At 71.1% G+C, this 15,513-nt stretch carries 12 protein-coding genes and 1 pseudogene; 5 read left to right on the top strand and 8 right to left on the bottom strand.

What is annotated here, in order from left to right; genetic code table 11:
- Window positions 1–7: 7 nt before the first annotated feature.
- Both ACH4RC_RS10705 and ACH4RC_RS10700 read right to left on the bottom strand, forming a co-directional pair.
- Window positions 8–391, bottom strand: a complete 384-nt coding sequence (locus tag ACH4RC_RS10705) for a hypothetical protein (RefSeq protein ID WP_398198059.1) — start codon at window positions 389–391, stop codon at window positions 8–10.
- A 105-nt stretch (window positions 392–496) separates the two neighbouring features.
- Window positions 497–1,996: a PLP-dependent aminotransferase family protein gene (locus tag ACH4RC_RS10700; protein ID WP_398198056.1), complete on the bottom strand. Its 1,500-nt coding sequence runs from the start codon at window positions 1,994–1,996 to the stop codon at window positions 497–499.
- Window positions 1,997–2,042: 46 nt separating this feature from the next.
- Here ACH4RC_RS10700 and ACH4RC_RS10695 point away from each other — a divergent pair, with 46 nt between their 5' ends.
- From ACH4RC_RS10695 to ACH4RC_RS10685, 3 genes are read left to right on the top strand one after another with little or no spacing between them, the layout of a single operon-like run.
- Window positions 2,043–2,585 carry a carboxymuconolactone decarboxylase family protein gene (locus ACH4RC_RS10695; RefSeq protein ID WP_398198054.1) on the top strand — a complete coding sequence of 181 codons (543 nt, stop codon included), beginning with the start codon at window positions 2,043–2,045 and terminating at the stop codon, window positions 2,583–2,585.
- Entirely contained in the window at window positions 2,582–3,031 is a 450-nt protein-coding gene (locus tag ACH4RC_RS10690) for a carboxymuconolactone decarboxylase family protein (RefSeq protein WP_398198051.1), read from the top strand. Before ACH4RC_RS10695 ends, ACH4RC_RS10690 begins: the two co-directional genes overlap by 4 nt.
- Window positions 3,032–3,063: 32 nt before the next feature.
- A complete protein-coding gene (locus ACH4RC_RS10685; RefSeq protein ID WP_398198048.1) occupies window positions 3,064–3,792 on the top strand; it encodes an isocitrate lyase/phosphoenolpyruvate mutase family protein in 729 nt (242 codons plus the stop codon).
- 74 nt (window positions 3,793–3,866) lie between these two features.
- Here the strand turns inward: ACH4RC_RS10685 and ACH4RC_RS10680 are convergent, their stop codons facing one another.
- The 5 genes and pseudogenes from ACH4RC_RS10680 to ACH4RC_RS10660 form a co-directional block, all read right to left on the bottom strand.
- Window positions 3,867–4,751: an ABC transporter substrate-binding protein gene (locus ACH4RC_RS10680; RefSeq protein WP_398198046.1), complete on the bottom strand. Its 885-nt coding sequence runs from the start codon at window positions 4,749–4,751 to the stop codon at window positions 3,867–3,869.
- Between the two features lie 187 nt (window positions 4,752–4,938).
- Window positions 4,939–6,960, bottom strand: a complete 2,022-nt coding sequence (locus ACH4RC_RS10675; RefSeq protein WP_398198043.1) for an ABC transporter permease — start codon at window positions 6,958–6,960, stop codon at window positions 4,939–4,941.
- A 597-nt stretch (window positions 6,961–7,557) separates the two neighbouring features.
- A pseudogene (locus ACH4RC_RS10670) lies at window positions 7,558–8,656 on the bottom strand (glycine betaine/L-proline ABC transporter ATP-binding protein); the annotation flags it as partial.
- On the bottom strand, window positions 8,656–10,185 hold the full coding sequence (locus ACH4RC_RS10665; RefSeq protein WP_398198041.1) for a GMC family oxidoreductase: 1,530 nt from the start codon (window positions 10,183–10,185) through the stop codon (window positions 8,656–8,658). The pseudogene ACH4RC_RS10670 and the gene ACH4RC_RS10665, both read right to left, overlap by 1 nt.
- 183 nt (window positions 10,186–10,368) lie before the next feature.
- Window positions 10,369–12,042, bottom strand: a complete 1,674-nt coding sequence (locus ACH4RC_RS10660; RefSeq protein WP_398198038.1) for an aldehyde dehydrogenase family protein — start codon at window positions 12,040–12,042, stop codon at window positions 10,369–10,371.
- A gap of 67 nt (window positions 12,043–12,109) precedes the next feature.
- On the opposite strand from ACH4RC_RS10660, the gene ACH4RC_RS10655 reads away from it, so the two are divergent.
- The gene (locus ACH4RC_RS10655) at window positions 12,110–12,982 is read left to right on the top strand and encodes a hypothetical protein (RefSeq protein WP_398198035.1); all 873 of its coding nucleotides are present in this window, start codon (window positions 12,110–12,112) and stop codon (window positions 12,980–12,982) included.
- On the opposite strand, the gene ACH4RC_RS10650 is transcribed toward ACH4RC_RS10655, so the two are convergent.
- Window positions 12,965–13,972 carry a LysR family transcriptional regulator gene (locus ACH4RC_RS10650; RefSeq protein WP_398198032.1) on the bottom strand — a complete coding sequence of 336 codons (1,008 nt, stop codon included), beginning with the start codon at window positions 13,970–13,972 and terminating at the stop codon, window positions 12,965–12,967. The two genes, ACH4RC_RS10655 and ACH4RC_RS10650, sit on opposite strands and share 18 nt — an antisense overlap.
- 112 nt (window positions 13,973–14,084) lie before the next feature.
- On the opposite strand from ACH4RC_RS10650, the gene ACH4RC_RS10645 reads away from it, so the two are divergent.
- A complete protein-coding gene (locus ACH4RC_RS10645) occupies window positions 14,085–15,485 on the top strand; it encodes an MFS transporter (RefSeq protein WP_398198029.1) in 1,401 nt (466 codons plus the stop codon).
- Window positions 15,486–15,513 lie beyond the last annotated feature (28 nt).

Raw genomic sequence — 15,513 nt, 5'->3', positions numbered from 1 at the left:
ATCCGGTTCAGCCGCCCCCGGAACCGGAGCCCGAGCAGCCGAAGCCGCCACGGTCGACAGCTTCGCTCTTGCTGAAGGTGCCGTCGTCGGCGTAGCGGCCGCTGACGTCGGGGTCGTAGTACCAGGCGCCGTCGACGCGTCCGTTTTTGCCGGTGCCGCTCGTGTTGCCACCGGTGGTGGTCTTGCGGCCCTTCCCGGCCGAGGTCGTTCCCGAGCCGCTCTTGCAGTACTGGTCGCTGACGATCTTGTACCCGTTGTATGTGTCGTAACTGTCGCGGTCCACGCAACGCCGGTCCGGATCGGAACCGCACGAGGTCAGGGCCGTGGCGATCACGCCCATGCCACCGAGCACCACTGTGCTCGACCGCAGCCGTCGTCGTTTCTCCGTCATGCTCAGGACTCCCCCGTATGTCGATGCTCAGACATGTCGGTGTCCAGACATGTCTGCGGCCAGCGTAGAAGAACGTGGGCGGTGTCCGCGCATCGCCTCCGGCGGCTACGGCAGCACCCGGCACAGCGCGTCCAGGGCTCCGGCCCAGGCGTGGTCGGGTGGGGTGCCGTAGCCGACGACCAGGGCGTCGAGTGTGGCAGCCGCTGCCGCGGCGTGCTCGTGGCGGAAGCTGGAGAGGCCTGCGACGCCGAGGCGCTGCCAGGCGGCGGCGCGGACCACGGACCGTTCGGTGCCGGGAGGGAGCTGAAGGACCGCGTGCAGACCCGCGGCGATACCGGTGGCGTGGACGGAAGGGGCGTTCTCGGCGAGGGCGGTGACGAGCTGGTCGCGGCGGCGGCGGTAGCGCAGGCGGGCGTTGCGCAGGTGGCGGTCGTAGGCGCCGGAGTTCAGGAACTCGGCGAGGGTCAGCTGGTCCAGGACCCCACAGGACCAGTCGGTGGCGCCCTTGGCTTCCACGACCTCGTCGGTGAGGGACGCCGGGAGGACCATCCAGCCGAGGCGCAGTCCGGGGGCGAGTGACTTGCTCGCCGTGCCGAGGTAGACGACACGGTCCGGGTCCAGTCCCTGGAGGGCGCCGACCGGTTGGCGGTCGTAGCGGAATTCGCCGTCATAGTCGTCCTCCAGGATCAGTCCGCCTGTTCGACGGGCCCAGTCGACGACGGCTGCTCTGCGGTCCGGGTGCAGCGGTACGCCCATGGGGAACTGGTGGGCGGGCGTGAGCAGGGCCGCGCCGACGGCAGCGCGTTCGGCGTCCTGGGGTGGCCCGTTCGTGGCCCAGGCATCCAGTTCGCCGGTGTCCGTACCGAGTCCGTCGAGAGGAAGGGGGTGGGTGCGCAGGGCGGCACGGTGCAGGAGGTTCCAGTGGACGTCGAGGCCGTAGGTCTCCACGGCTACGTCCTGTACGCCTCGGCGGCGCAGTACCTCGCCGAGCAGCATCAGGCCCTGCGCGAAGCCGGCACAGATGACGACGCGGTCGGGGTGGGCGTGGACGCCCCGGACGCGGGAGAGGTAGCCGGCGAGGGCGCTGCGGAGTTCGGGGCGGCCGCGAGGGTCGCCGTAGCCGAGGGCCTCGTTCGGGGCGGCGGTCAGGGCCCGCCGGGACGCCTTGAGCCATTCGGTACGGGGGAAGGAGGCGAGGTCGGGGGTGCCGGGGTGCAGGTCGTGGAGGAGTCTGCCCGGAACGCGACGGCCGGGAGCGGGGGCTGGGCGCGGGGCTTCGACGGGACGTTCGGCAACGCGGGTGCCCGAGCCCTGGCGGGCGGTGAGCCAGCCTTCCGCGACGAGGTCGGCGTAGGCATCGGCGACGGTGTTGCGTGCGATGCCCAGATCGACCGCGAGTGTGCGGGAGGCGGGCAGTCGGGTGCCGGGGGCGAGGCGTCCGCCGCGTACGGCTTCGCGGAGTGCGTCGGTCAGGCCTCGGCGCAGGCCGGTGCCGGTGCCCGTGCCCGTGCCCGTGCCCGTGCTGGTGCCCATGCTCGTGGGCTCGATGTGCAGGTCGATGCCGAGTGCTTGACCCGACGGCGAAGTGGCCCAGGATTTCTCCATGGGAATGGACCATACCGTTGGGCCACATCGTTCGTAGGCTCGCAGCATGACCACGCACGAGAGCAACTCAGGACAGGCCGGGAACGGCGTAGCGGCACACGGCACGGACGGCGGATACATGCACGAGCACACTCCGCGGCTCGCCTGGTCCCAGCACGCCCCCGAGGTGTTCAAGGCGATGGTCCGGCTGGACGCGGCGGCTCGTCAGGGGGTCGACCCGGTGACGTACGAGCTGGTCAAGATCCGTGCGTCGCAGATCAACCACTGTGCGCTCTGTCTCGACATGCACTCCAAGGACGCGCTGGCCGCCGGGGAGAGCGTGGAGCGGATCATTCAGCTCGCCGCCTGGGAGGAGTCGAAGCACTACTACACCGAGAAGGAGATCGCCGCGATCGAGCTGACGGAGGCGATCACGGTGCTCACGGACGGCTTCGTGCCGGACGAGGTGTACGAGCGGGCGGCGAAGCTCTACGACGAGCGGGAGCTGAGCCAGTTGATCGCGGCGATCACCACGATCAACGCGTGGAACCGGTTCGGCGTGTCCACGCGTCAGGCGCCCGGGCACTACCAGGCGGGGGACTTCAAGTGAGTGCTCGGACGACGCAGCTGGACGCCGGGGTGCGGAACGCGTTGTCCGCGTTCAGCGCCGCTGCCAAGAAGGGGCTCGGGGACGCGGTCCTGGCCGAGCTGGTGATGATCCGGGCTTCGCAGATCAACGCGTGCGCCTTCTGCCTGGACATGCACGTCGACGCCGCCGTCGACAAGAACGGGGAGAGCGCGAAACGCATTGCGCTGCTCAACGCCTGGCGCGAGGCTGGTGAGTTGTACAGCGAGCGGGAACGGGCAGCTCTCGCGTTGACCGAGGCGGTGACGGTGCTCACGGACGGCTTCGTGCCCGACGAGGTGTACGAGAGTGCGGCGAAGCACTTCAGTGAGGCGGAGTTGGCGCACCTCATCGGGGTGATCGCTGTGATCAACAGTTGGAACCGGCTGATGGTCAGCCGCCGGATCGAGCCGGGAGGGCCCGCGTGGTGAGTGCGGAGGGGCCGAGCAGTACGGGGGCCCGAGTGGACGTGTTCCGCGCGTTGCACCAGCGCCGGGCCACGGGGGATCCGTTGGTGCTGCCCGGGCCGTGGGACGCGGCCAGTGCGCGGGTCTTCGAGGAGGCCGGGTTCCCGGCTCTGGCGACGCCGAGCGCGGGGGTCGCGGCGTCTCTCGGCCATGAGGACGGGCAGACGCCGGCGGACGAGATGTTCGCCGCCGTGACCCGGATCGTGCGGTCCGTGTCGGTGCCGGTGTCCGCAGACATCGAGGGCGGGTACGGGATCGCGCCGAAGGAGCTCGTGGAGCGGCTCCTTGAGACAGGGGCCGTCGGATGCAACCTCGAGGACTCGGCCGACCCTGCGGAGGCCGCGTCCGGGTCGGTTCTCAAGGACCCGCGGCGGCATGCCGACTGGCTGGCCGAGGTGCGGGCGGCCGCGGGGGACCGGATCGTGCTGAATGCGCGGATCGACACGTTCATCAGGGACGTCGACGATCCGGTCGAGGAAGCGGTCGAGCGGGCTCGGCTGTACGTGGCGGCGGGGGCGGACTGTGTGTACCCGATCGGGGCGCCCGTCGAGGTGCTGCCCCGGTTGCGGGCCGGGATCGAGGGGCCGATCAATGTCGGGGCGCCGCTCGACGGGCCTTCGTTCCGGGAGTGGGGGGAGCTGGGGGCGACGCGGATCACGTTCGGTCCCGGGTTGCAGCGGCGGGCGGCTGTCGCGCTGCGGGAGATCGCGGACCGCCTCGCCTGAAGGGCGGCGGGTGCTCATAGGCGTGCCGGGTGCCCCCGTCAGGAAAGGCACCCGGCACCGTAGAACCTGCCCGGCTAGTCGGGCAGCCACGCCTGCCAGGTCGAGCGGTGTGCGTCGATCCACTTCTTCGCCGCTTCGTCCGGCGACAGCTTCTGATCGGCGATCATGAGGGAGACCTCGTTCTGGTCCTCCGTGGTCCAGTGGAAGTTCCGTAGGAGGGCCGCGGCCTTGCCGCCGTTCTTGGCGAAGTCGGCGTTGAGGTACTTCTGCAGTGGGGTCTGCGGGTAGGCGCAGGCGACCTTCTCGGGGTCGGCGTCGCAGCCGTCCTTGTAGGCGGGCAGCTTCACCTCGGTCATCGGCACCTTCTTGAAGAGCCATTGCGGCTGGTACCAGTACGTGAGGAACGGCTTCTTCTGCTTGGCGAACTGCTTGATCTGGGTGATCTGGGCAGCCTCGGAGCCGGAGAAGACGACCTGGTAGTCCAGTTTCAGGTTCTGGACGAGGGCCTTGTCGTTCGTGACGTAGGACGGTGAGCCGTCGAGCAGTTGGCCCTTGCCGCCGCTCTCCGCGGTCTTCAGCCGGTCGGCGTACTTGTTGAGGTTCTTCCAGTTCGTGACGTTCGGGTGCTGCTTCGCGAAGTACGTGGGGACGAACCAGCCGATGTGGCCGGTGACGCCGAGGTCGCCGCCGTTGCGGATGGTCTTCTTGTCCTTGACGTAGCGCTGTTCCTGGTCGGGGTGGCCCCAGTCCTCCAGGATCGCGTCGACGCGGCCCTGGCTGAGGGCGTCCCAGGCGGGGACCTCGTCGACCTGGACGGTGTCGACGCGGTAGCCGAGTTCGTGCTTCAGGAGGTACTGGGCGACGGCGACGTTGGCCTGGGCGCCGACCCAGGACTGGACGGAGAGGGTCACCGTCCTGGCGCCCTGGGCGTTTGCGTAGGGGGACGCCTGTTTGGTCATGTCGGCGGCGCCGCAACCGGTGAGGGTCAGGAGTGCGCCGAGGCTGGCGGCTGCTGCTCCGAGGGGCCTGCGCCTGCGGGGCCGGGGGGCCTTCGTTGACCTGTTCTGCGTGGTGGGTGTTCGCCTGGTCGGTGTGGGCGTGGTCGGTGTGGGCGTGGTCGGTGTGGGCGTGGTCGGTGTGCGCATGTCAGGCCCCCTTTCCCTGGCGGGTGCGGCGTTCCGTCGGCTGGGTCACCCGGTCGAGCATCAGGCCGAGGCAGACGATCGCGGCGCCCGCGACGAGGCCGGTGGCGAGGTCCCCCTGGGCCAGGCCGAAGACGACGTCGTAGCCGAGCGCGCCGCCGCCGACGAGGCCGCCGATGATGACGACGGCGAGGACCAGGACGACCCCCTGGTTCACGGCGAGGAGCAGCGCCGGGCGCGCGAGCGGGAGTTGGACCTGGCGCAGTTGCTGGCCGGTGGTGGCACCCATCGAGCGGGATGCCTCCATCGCCGCCGGGTCGACCTGACGCAGGCCCTGGGAGGTGATGCGGACGACGGCGGGCAGCGCGTACACGATGGCTGCGGCGGCGGCCGGGGCGCGGCCGACGCCGAAGAGGGCGACGACCGGGATCAGGTAGACGAACTGGGGCATGGTCTGGAAGACGTCGAGGATGGGACGCAGGACGCGTTCGAGTCGCTCGCTGCGGGCGGCCGCGATGCCGATGGCGAAGCCGAGGACGAGGGTCACGGCGACGGCGGCGAGGACCTGGGAGAGCGTGTCGAGGGACGGTTTCCAGACGCCGAGCACGCCGATCGCAGCCATGGCGAGCACCGCGGTCAGTGCGGTGCGCCAGGTGCCGATGAGCCAGGCGAGGGCGGCGACGATCAGGAGCACCGACCACCAGGGCAGCCAGGTCAGGCCGGAGCGCAGCGGGTCGAGGATCCAGGTGGTGAAGTGGCCGGCCCAGTCGGCGGTGCCACCCACGTAGGGGACGCCGGTGTAGAGGTGGTCGGTCATCCAGTCGACGGTGTCGTTGACGGGGGTGGCGATGGTGACGGCCCAGGATCCGGGCCAGTCGAGGTGGTCGGTGAACCGGGTCGCGAGGGCTGCCACGAGAGTGCCCACGGCTACGACGCCCCACTTCCAGGGGGCCGGGGATTCGTGGGAGCCGAGCCGTTCGCCTGCCGCGCCGGTCACCCGGTCGAGGACGACGGCGAGCAGCACGATCGGGATGCCGGCGGCCAGGGCGGCGCCGACGTCGACGGAGGCGAGCGCCTGGTAGACGCGGTCGCCGAGGCCGCCCGCGCCGATGACGGAGGCGATGACGGCCATGGAGAGGGCCATCATGATCGTCTGGTTGACGCCGAGAAGGAGCTCCTTGCGGGCCAGGGGCAGTCGGGCGGTCAGCAGGCGCTGGCGTCCTGTGGCGCCGAGCGAGGCGACGGCCTCCATGACGCCGCTGTCGGCCGAGCGCAGGCCCAGGGCGGTGAGGCGGGCCATGGGCGGGGCCGCGTAGACGACGGTGGCGAGGACCGCGGCGGGGACGCCGATGCCGAAGACCAGCACGACGGGGAGGAGGTAGGCGTACGCCGGGAACACCTGCATGGTGTCGAGGACCGGGCGCAGGGCGCGGTTCATCCGGTCGCTGAGGCCCGCGGCCAGGCCGAGCAGGGCGCCCAGGGCGACCGAGACGAACACGGCGACGGCCATCAGCGCCAGCGTCTGGACCGTCGGTACCCACATGCCGAGGACGCCGCACGCCATCAGGGCGAGCACGGAGGTGGCGGCGAGGCGGACGCCCGCGACGCGCCAGGCGATCAGTCCGGCCGCGGCCGTGACGCCGGCCCAGCCTGCGGCTAGCAGGACGAGGTAGACGGCTCGGACGGAGAGGACGATCGCGTTGCTGATGTGGCCGAGGAAGTAGAGGAACAGGGGGTGGCTGTCCCGGTTGTCGATGATCCAGTCGCTGGCCTTGCCGAGCGGTTCCGAGATGTCGACGGTGAGGGCGTCGGGCCAGGTGCCGCTGGACCAGCGGGCGTTGACGATCGGGGCGATGACCGCGGTGAGGGCGGCCAGGAGGAGGAGTTTGCCGAGTATGTGGTTGCTCCGCAGGGACCTGAGGCTCTGGGTGCCCCGGGTTCTCTGGGTGTGTTGAGGTCCCTGGGGGGTCTGCGTGCCCTGGGGGTTCTGGTTCTCGGCGGGGTTGGTCGTGACAGCGGCTGACATGTCAGGAGGCGTCCTCTCCGGCGGGGCGGAGGGAGGTGGTCCGGGGCAGGGAATCGGCCCCTTCGCCTCCGCCTCCGCCATCGCCATCGCCATCGGGGTGGAGAGTGGACGTCCCCAGCGGAGTTGCGGCGCCCTCGGGGTGGGCGGTGGCCGTCTCTGACGGGGGCTCGGCGCCCTCGGGGTGGGCGGTGGCCGTCTCTGACGGGGGCTCGGCGCCCTCGGGGTGGAGGACGGGCGTCTCGGGCGGGGGCTCGGCCCCTTCGGCACGCGCGGCCTTCCACGTGGCTGCGCCCTTATCCAAGTCGCCGGTTTCCGGGGTCATGTCGGAGCTCGGCGTCACGCCAGACCCGGATTCCTCGTCCTCAACCTCCGGCGTCAGGCCAGACTCAGAACCCTCACCCTCAGCCCCCGGCACCACACCAGACCCCGGGCCCTCGCCTCCAGCCCCCGGCATCACACCAAGCCCGGAACCCTCACCCCCGGCCCCAGCCCCAGCCCCAGCCCCAGCCCCAGCCCCAGCCCCAGGCATCACACCAGACCCCGGGCCCTCACCCGTACCCCCCGGCATCACACCAGACCCAGACCCCTCACCCGTACCCCCCATCGTGGTCCCCGCCACAACCCGCAGAAGTTGTTCGTGGTCGACCACGCCGACGCACTGGCCCGCGTCCATCACCCGTACCGCGAACCCGCTGCGGGCCACCGCGTCGATCGCCTCCGAGACTGTGGCGTCGGGGGCTATCTCGGGGCCGCGGGTGGTTTCGTCGGTGTTGGCGGGGCGCATGGCGCGGCGGACCGTCATGACCTGTTCGCGGGGGACGTCGCGGACGAAGGCGCGGACGTAGTCGTCGGCGGGGGCGCCGACGATCTCCTCGGGGGTGCCGAGCTGGACGATGCGGCCGTCGCGCATGAGGGCGATGCGGTCGCCGAGGCGCAGGGCCTCGTTGAGGTCGTGGGTGATGAAGACCATCGTGCGGCCCTCCTCGCGGTGCAGGCGGACGACCTCCTCCTGCATGTCGCGCCGGATCAGCGGGTCGAGCGCGCTGAACGGTTCGTCGAACAGCAGAACCTCGGGGTCCACGGCGAGGGCGCGGGCGAGACCGACGCGCTGTTGCTGGCCGCCGGAGAGCTGACCGGGGCGGCGCGATTCCAGGCCCTCGAGGCCCACCTTGGCGATGACCTCCAGCGCCTTCGCCCGGCGTTCGGCGCGTCCGACGCCCTGGATCTCGAGGCCGTAGGCGACGTTGTCGAGGACCGTGCGGTGCGGCAACAGGCCGAAGTGCTGGAAGACCATGGCGGCGCGGTGGCGACGCAGGGCACGCAGACGGGCCTTGTCCATGGCGCGGACGTCCTCGCCGTCGATCGACAGCGACCCGGACGTCGGTTCGATCAGGCGGGTCAGGCAGCGCACCAGGGTGGATTTGCCGGAACCAGACAGGCCCATGACAACGAAGACCTCACCGCGTGCGACATCGAAGGAGACGTCGCGCACGGCGGCCGTGCAGCCGGTGCGGGAGCGGAGTTCGGCGGCGGTGAGGCCGGAGAGCTCAGGGTCCGCCGGCACGCGTTCGGCCTTCGGGCCGAACACCTTCCACAGGTTGCGGACCGAGAAGACGGTCTCGCCGGTGCCGGCGCTCGTACCCGCGTCGCCCTTCCGGTCCGGGGCAGGGTCCTTCACCACAGTCTGCGTACTCATCACGCATCACCACCCAGCAGTTCGGCGCACTTCTCCCCGACCATGAGCACCCCGATCATCGGGTTCACCGCGGGCATCGTCGGGAAGACGGACGCGTCGGCGATTCGGATGGAACGCAGCCCGCGGACTCTCAACGCGGGGTCGACTACCGCGAGTTCATCACTCGCGGCGCCCATGCGACAGGTTCCGGCCGGGTGGTAGACGGTGTGGGCGACCTTCCGGGCGTACTCGCCGAGCTCCTCGTCGCCGGTGACGTCGGGGCCGGGGCACACCTCGCGCTTGAGCCAGCCGGCCAGCGGCTGCGTCTTCGCGATCTCGCGGGCGATGCGGATGCCGTCGACGAGGGTGCGTCCGTCGTAGTCTTCCTCGTCCGTGAAGTAGCGGAAGTCGAGGGCCGGCTTGTCCTCAGGATCCGCGCTGGTCAGGTAGAGGCGACCACGGCTCTTGGGCTTGGGGATGTTGGGGGTCATGGAGACGCCGTGCTCGGGCCGGACGTAGCCGAGCCGTTCCGGGTTGTCGGTGAACGGGATCTGGTAGAAGTGGAACATCAGGTCCGGCCCGGCAGCTTCGGGGTCGCGCTGGATGAACAGGCCCGCGTCGCTGTCCATCGCGCTGTTGTCGGGGATCGGGCCGTCCGTCTCCCAGACGATCACCGACTCCGGGTGGTCGAGCAGGTTCTCCCCGACGCCCGGCAGGTCGTGCACGACGGGTATGCCGAGCCTCTCCAGGTCGGCCTTGGGGCCGATGCCGGAGTGCAGGAGCAGGCGGGGTGTGTCGACGGCCCCGGCGCACACGATGACCTCGCGACGCGCGGTGATCAGCCTCTTCTCGCCGTCCTTCGTACGTACGTGCACGCCGCGGGCCTGAGGATGACCCCCGTCGGCGTCGCCGTCCTCGACGAAGTCGAGCCTGTACGCCCACGTCTCGAGCAGCAGCGTCAGGTTCGGGCGGTCGCCCGCCTCCATGTGGGGGTGGAGGTACGCGACCGAGGCCGACGACCGCTTGTTGTCCTCGGGGTGGTAGGCGAGGTCGAAGAAGCCGACGCCGTCCTTGAACGGGGCCTTGTTGAAGCCCTCGACGCGCGGCACGCCGGTCGCCGCCCGCGCGGCTTCGACGAAGTCGCGGGCGATGGCGTTCCGGTCCTTCTCGTCGACGGCGACGATGTTGTTGCGCAGCTTGGCGAAGTACGGGTCCATCGCCTTGTGGTCCCAGCCCTCGGCCCCGGCGGCCGCCCACTCGTCCCAGTCGCCGGGCAGCGGCTTGAACGAGATCAGGGTGTTGTGCGAGGAGCAGCCGCCGAGCACCTTGGCGCGGCTGTGCAGGATGTGCGAGTTGCCGCGCGGCTGTTCGGTCGTGGTGTAGCCGTAGTCGAGGTCGCCGCCGAGCAGGCCGAGCCAGCGGCGCAGGGTCAGCACGTCGTCGCGGTCGATGTCGCTGGGGCCGCCCTCGATGACGGCGACGGTGGTGTCCGGATTCTCGGTGAGCCGGGAGGCGATCACCGATCCGGCGGTGCCGCCGCCGACGATCACGTAGTCGTAGGCGTCGTACGGAACATCGGGGTTCTCAGAGTTCTCAAAATTCCCAGTGTTCCCAGGGTTCCCAGGGTTCCCAGCGTTCCCAGGGCTTTCAGGGCTTTCAGGGCTTTCAGGCATGCGTCAACTCCTATGCGGCGCGCGGTGCTTCTCGTAGAGGGAGTCCGGAAGGGCGCGGGATCAGCCCGCGAACCAGCGCACCGGCTTCGGCGCCAGGTTCTGGTACACATGCTTCGCTTCGCGGTACTCGGCGAGTCCGGCCGGGCCCAGCTCGCGTCCGATGCCACTCTTGCCGAAGCCGCCCCACTCGGCCTGCGGCAGGTAGGGGTGGAAGTCGTTGATCCAGACCGTGCCGTGGCGCAGGCGGGCGGCGACGCGGCGGGCGCGGCCCGCGTCGGCGGTCCAGACGCCGCCGGCGAGACCGTACTCGGTGTCGTTGGCGAGGGTGACGGCCTCGTCCTCCGTGCGGAACGTCTCGACGGTGAGGATCGGCCCGAACGTCTCCTCGCGCACGACGCGCATCTCGCGGTGGCACTGGTCGAGGACGGTCGGCTCGTAGAAGTAGCCGGTGGCGGGGCGTACGGCGCTGGGCTCGGGGCGCTTGCCGCCGCAGCGCAGCACGGCGCCCTCGGCGAGCGCGGAGGCGACGTACGACTCGGTCTTGTCACGCTGCTGCTCGCTGACGAGCGGCCCGCACTCGACGCCGTCCTCCGTACCGCGGCCGAGCCGGATCCTCTCGGCGCGGCGGGCGAGTTCGGCGACGAAGCGTTCGCGGACGGACTCCTCGATGATGAGCCGGGAGCCGGCGGAGCAGACCTGGCCGCTGTGGATGAACGCGGCGTTGAGGGCCTGGTCGACGGCGGTGTCGAAGCCGTCCTCGGTCTCGCAGGCATCGGCGAAGACGACGTTCGGGTTCTTGCCGCCGAGTTCGAGAGCGACCTTCTTGACCCCCGCGGCGGCGGCCTGCGCGACCTTGACGCCGCTGACCAGGCCGCCGGTGAAGGAGACCAGGTCGACACCGGGGTGGTCGGCGAGGCGGGCGCCGACCGAGGCGCCCGGGCCCGTCACGATGTTGGCGACACCGGCGGGCAGCCCCGCCTCCACAAGGAGCTCGACGAGGACGACCGTGGTCAGCGGGGTGATCTCGCTCGGCTTGACGACGAAGGTGTTGCCCGCCGCCAGAGCCGGAGCGATCTTCCAGCTCGCCTGCAGCAGCGGGTAGTTCCACGGCGTGATCATCGAGCAGACGCCGACCGGTTCGTGCACGACGACGCTGTGGATGTCCTCGGAGCCCGCGTCGACGACGCGTCCCGCACCCTCGCCGATCACGAGGTCGGCGAAGTAGCGGAAGGCGTCGGCGACGCAGTCGACGTCGACGCGGCCCTCCTCGACCGTCTTGCCCGCGTCCCGGCTCTCCAGGAGGCCGATCTTCTCCCGGTCGCGGACGAGGAGGTCGGCAACGCGGCGCAGCAGCGCGGCGCGCTCGGCGACCGGCGTCCTCGGCCAGGGCCCTTCGTCGAAGGCGCGGCGCGCGGCGGCCACGGCGGCGTCCACGTCCTCGACGCCGCCTTCGGCGATCACCGCGAACGCCTTGCCGTCCGCGGGGTCGAGGATCTCCCGGCTCTCCCCCGAGGCGGCGCCGCGCCACTCCCCGCCGACATGGATGGTGCTCTGAACCGACACGACTGACCCGTCTGACACGTCCCGCTTCGCCTTCCGCTTCCGTTTCGCAGCGCTCCCGAGCGCCGCAGACGGCCCTCTCGGCGCGCTCTGCCGTGATGCCGGATGCCCCTGCCCGGGGCGGCGGGAAGCATGCGCGTTACGTGGTCGAAAGTGCGCCGCGTCACCGGTCATACCGCGTATGTGCCGGTCAAAGCGGCGAAACGTACCCTGAGGATGTTCTGTCTTCGGGGGTGCGCACATGGTCAAAGAGAGTCAGAGGCAGCCCACGAAGAAGCACGGGTGGGTGTGGGTGCTCGTGTCGGCCGTCTGCACGGCGACGCTGCTCGCGGCGACCGCACGCTCGAACGGCGACAGCAACAACAACAGCAGCAACGACAAGAACAACGGCAACAGCAACAGCAACGATGACAGAGGCGGAGACGACGGCGTCGCGCGGCTCTCCGCCCGCGACATCGCCGACAGGGCGCGGCAAGAACTACTCACCACCACATCGCTGCACGTCACGGTCGTGGACCGGTCGAGGGGGGCCGGCGGCACCGCCCCCTCCTCGATGGACCTCGCGCTCGACCGGGAGGGGAACTGCACGGCGACGCTCACGTTCGGAGCGGACGGCAAGGCGAACGTCGTACGGCGTGGGGACCGGGTCTGGATGCGCATGGACGACAAGTTGTGGCAGGCACAGGTGCCGGGCGCCGAGGGGAAGGCGGCGGCCGACCTTCTCAAGGGCCGCTACGTCACGGGCTCGGTCGACAAGCCGGTCCTCAAGAATCTCGCGGGTGTCTGCGACTGGAACACCCTGCGGCGACAACTGCGCGGCCAGACGGCGTCCGACGAAGTCGGCAAGAAGGGCTCCCCGACGACGCTGGACGGCACCCCCGTCATCCCGCTGAGCGGCGAGGAGCGGAACGGCACGCGCAAGACCTTGTACGTGGCCACGCGCGGCAAGCCGTACCCCCTGAAGTACACCGAGGTCAGCGCCGGTGCGCCCGGTACCCGTAAGACCGACACGACGACGCTGTACGCGGACTACGGGCAGCCGGTGCTGCTGCGGACACCGTCCGCCTCCGACTCCGTGGACATCGCGAAGCTGGACTCACTCGACGCGATCTGAGTCCGCACCTGGGTCCGCATCCGGGTCCGCATCCGGCTCTGGGGACCGCATCAGGTCCCGTACGCACCCCCGGAGCCACGCGTGTGCCGGGTCCGCGTCGTGGCGCGGGTGCCAGGCCAGGCCGATCGGCAGGGGTGGCAGGTCCAACGGGACCGGGAAGGTGACGAGGCCGAGCGCGTCGGTCATGGGCAGGCACCACGAGCCGACGAGCCCCACGAGGTCCGTCTCGCGCAGGAAGAACAGCGACGACGGGAACGAGCCGACGCTGCCCACCACGCGGCGTTGCAGCCCGAGTTCGGCGAGCGCCTCGTCGACCGGGCCGTGCAGTCTGCCGCGCCGCGACACCGTGAGGTGCTCAGCTTCCTCGGCGAACCGACGGGCCGTCATCTCACCGCTCAGCAACGGGTGCCCGGCGCGCACCGCGCCCAGCATCCGGTCCACGGTCAGCGGCTCGATCCGCACCTCGGGCGCGGTCGCGTCGATGACACCGACCTCCAGATCGGCCGTGCCCTCGCGCAGCACCGGCGCGTCGAGGTGGCTCTCCCCCAGGAACCGCAACCGGATGCCGGGCGCCTCGGCCGCCGCGCGGGAGAGCAGGGGCGGGCCGAGGAGCGCGGCGAGCGAATCGCTGCCGTGGACGGTGAACGTACGGGTCAGGGACCGCAGGTCCTCCGCGCCGCGTGCGGCGAACAGCGCCCGCGCCCGTTCCACCACCGCTCCGACCTCGGCGCGCAGCGACAACGCGTACGGCGTCGGCACCATCTGCCGTCCGGCGCGCACCAGGAGCGGGTCGCCCAGCGCCTTGCGGGCTCGGCCGAGGGTGCGGCTCATGGCGGGTTCGGACAGGTGCAGGCGCGCGGCGGCGCCCCGCACGCTCTGCTCCTCGAGCAGTACGTCGAGTGCGACGAGGAGGTTGAGGTCGAGTCCGGCGGCCGACGCGGACGGCGATGACGCCGAGGCCGACGCCGACGCCGTTGCGGATTGCGTCATACACAATCATCCCCTGCATAAGTTGCACTGGAAAGCAGGTCGGGGCCGACCCTACGTTGGACGGGCATCCCACGCATCCCTCACTCGCACACGCACGCTCCTAGGAGGAGCCATGCCCTCCCCTGCCCGCGCCCAGAAGACCGGGGTGACCCGAACCGCGGCGGTCCCGCCCCGCCTCCGGCGGCTCACCCTGCTCGCCGTCTGCGCCTGCGTCATGGTCGCCCAGAGCATGGTCGCGGCCATCAACCTCCTCATCCCGCAACTGGCTTCTTCGTCACTGCACCCCACCTCTTCACAGATCCTGTGGACGGTCGACGCGTACGTGATCGCGTTCGCGGGGCTGCTGATCCCCGCGGGCGCCGCCGCCGACCGGTACGGCCGCAAGGGGGCACTCCTTTCCGGCCTCGCCCTGTTCGCCGCGGGCGCCGCCACCAGCGCGCTCGCCACCGCCCCCGGCGTCCTCATCGCGGGCCGCGCGATCTGCGGCACCGGCGCCGCACTGATCACCCCCGCGACCATGTCGATCCTGGTCCATCTGGCCGAGGGTCCGGCGCGTCGCGCCCAAGCCATGACCGCGTGGACGCTCGCGATGGGCGTCGGCGGCGCGCTCGGCAACCTGGGCGGCGGCCTCGCGGGCCAGTTCCTGACCTGGCGGGCGCTGTTCTGGGCGATGGTCCCGCTGGCGGCGCTGCTCGCGCTGGCCGTCGTGCGAGCCGTCCCGCGCACCGCGCGCGTGGACCGGGGCAACCCGGACCCGCTCGGCACCCTGCTCCTCACGACCGCGCTGGTCGCGCTCCTCTTCGGCATCATCGAGGGGCCGACGTACGGCTGGGGCTCGGCCCGTATCCTCGTCGCCTTCGCCCTCGGCGCGCTCCTGGCGGCGGCCTTCACCGCGCACGCGCTGCGTTCGGCGGCGCCGCTGTTCGACCCGCGCGTGTTCCACTCCGCGCGGCTGCGCGCCGCGACGCTCGGCACAGCGGTGGGCTTCTTCGGCCTCTTCGCCCTGTTCTTCGTCAACTCCCAGTACCTGCAGAACGTGAAGGGGTACGGGGCCGCCCTCACCGGCGTCGCGATCCTGCCGGTGACGGTGGGCATGGCGCTGGCCCCGAGGTTCACCGCGCGCTGGCAGACCGCGCCCCGGCCGGTGGTCACGGCCGGCCTCGCGCTGATCGGGCTCGGCCTGCTCGGCACGTCCACGGCCGGGCCGCACACCCCGTACGGGGTCTACGTCCTCTGGCTCCTGGTCATCTCCTTCGGCACGGGCGCCTGCATGCCGGCCCTGACCATCGGCGTCGTGACCTCACTGCCCGCGCACCAGGCGGGCCTGGGCTCCGGGCTCGGGACGGCGTCCCGCGAACTCGGCGCGGCGCTCGGCGTGGCCGTCACCGGAACGGTCCTGGCGGGGGCCGGGCGGGACTTTTCCTCGGGTATGTCTTCGGGGCTGGTCTGGGTCGGGGCGGTGACGTTGGTCGCGACGGTCGTGGTGAGTCTGGGGTACCGGGAGCGTGCGTGAGCGTCTGCCCCGTGGGGTCTCGGGCGGG

Source organism: Streptomyces sp. NPDC016845, from assembly GCF_044332585.1.
GTDB lineage: Bacteria > Actinomycetota > Actinomycetes > Streptomycetales > Streptomycetaceae > Streptomyces.
The sequence above is the reverse complement of the archived record's forward strand: the minus strand, read 5'-3'. Positions and strand labels throughout refer to the sequence as shown.

What these genes read in the sequence shown, in the direction of transcription:
- ACH4RC_RS10705 (WP_398198059.1), bottom strand. Translation starts at nt 391, where the DNA reads ATGACGGAGAAACGACGACGGCTGCGGTCGAGCACAGTGGTGCTCGGT.
- ACH4RC_RS10700 (WP_398198056.1), bottom strand. Translation starts at nt 1,996, where the DNA reads ATGGAGAAATCCTGGGCCACTTCGCCGTCGGGTCAAGCACTCGGCATC.
- ACH4RC_RS10695 (WP_398198054.1), top strand. Translation starts at nt 2,043, where the DNA reads ATGACCACGCACGAGAGCAACTCAGGACAGGCCGGGAACGGCGTAGCG.
- ACH4RC_RS10680 (WP_398198046.1), bottom strand. Translation starts at nt 4,751, where the DNA reads ATGACCAAACAGGCGTCCCCCTACGCAAACGCCCAGGGCGCCAGGACG.
- ACH4RC_RS10675 (WP_398198043.1), bottom strand. Translation starts at nt 6,960, where the DNA reads ATGTCAGCCGCTGTCACGACCAACCCCGCCGAGAACCAGAACCCCCAG.
- ACH4RC_RS10660 (WP_398198038.1), bottom strand. Translation starts at nt 12,042, where the DNA reads ATGACCGGTGACGCGGCGCACTTTCGACCACGTAACGCGCATGCTTCC.
- ACH4RC_RS10655 (WP_398198035.1), top strand. Translation starts at nt 12,110, where the DNA reads ATGGTCAAAGAGAGTCAGAGGCAGCCCACGAAGAAGCACGGGTGGGTG.
- ACH4RC_RS10650 (WP_398198032.1), bottom strand. Translation starts at nt 13,972, where the DNA reads ATGACGCAATCCGCAACGGCGTCGGCGTCGGCCTCGGCGTCATCGCCG.
- ACH4RC_RS10645 (WP_398198029.1), top strand. Translation starts at nt 14,085, where the DNA reads ATGCCCTCCCCTGCCCGCGCCCAGAAGACCGGGGTGACCCGAACCGCG.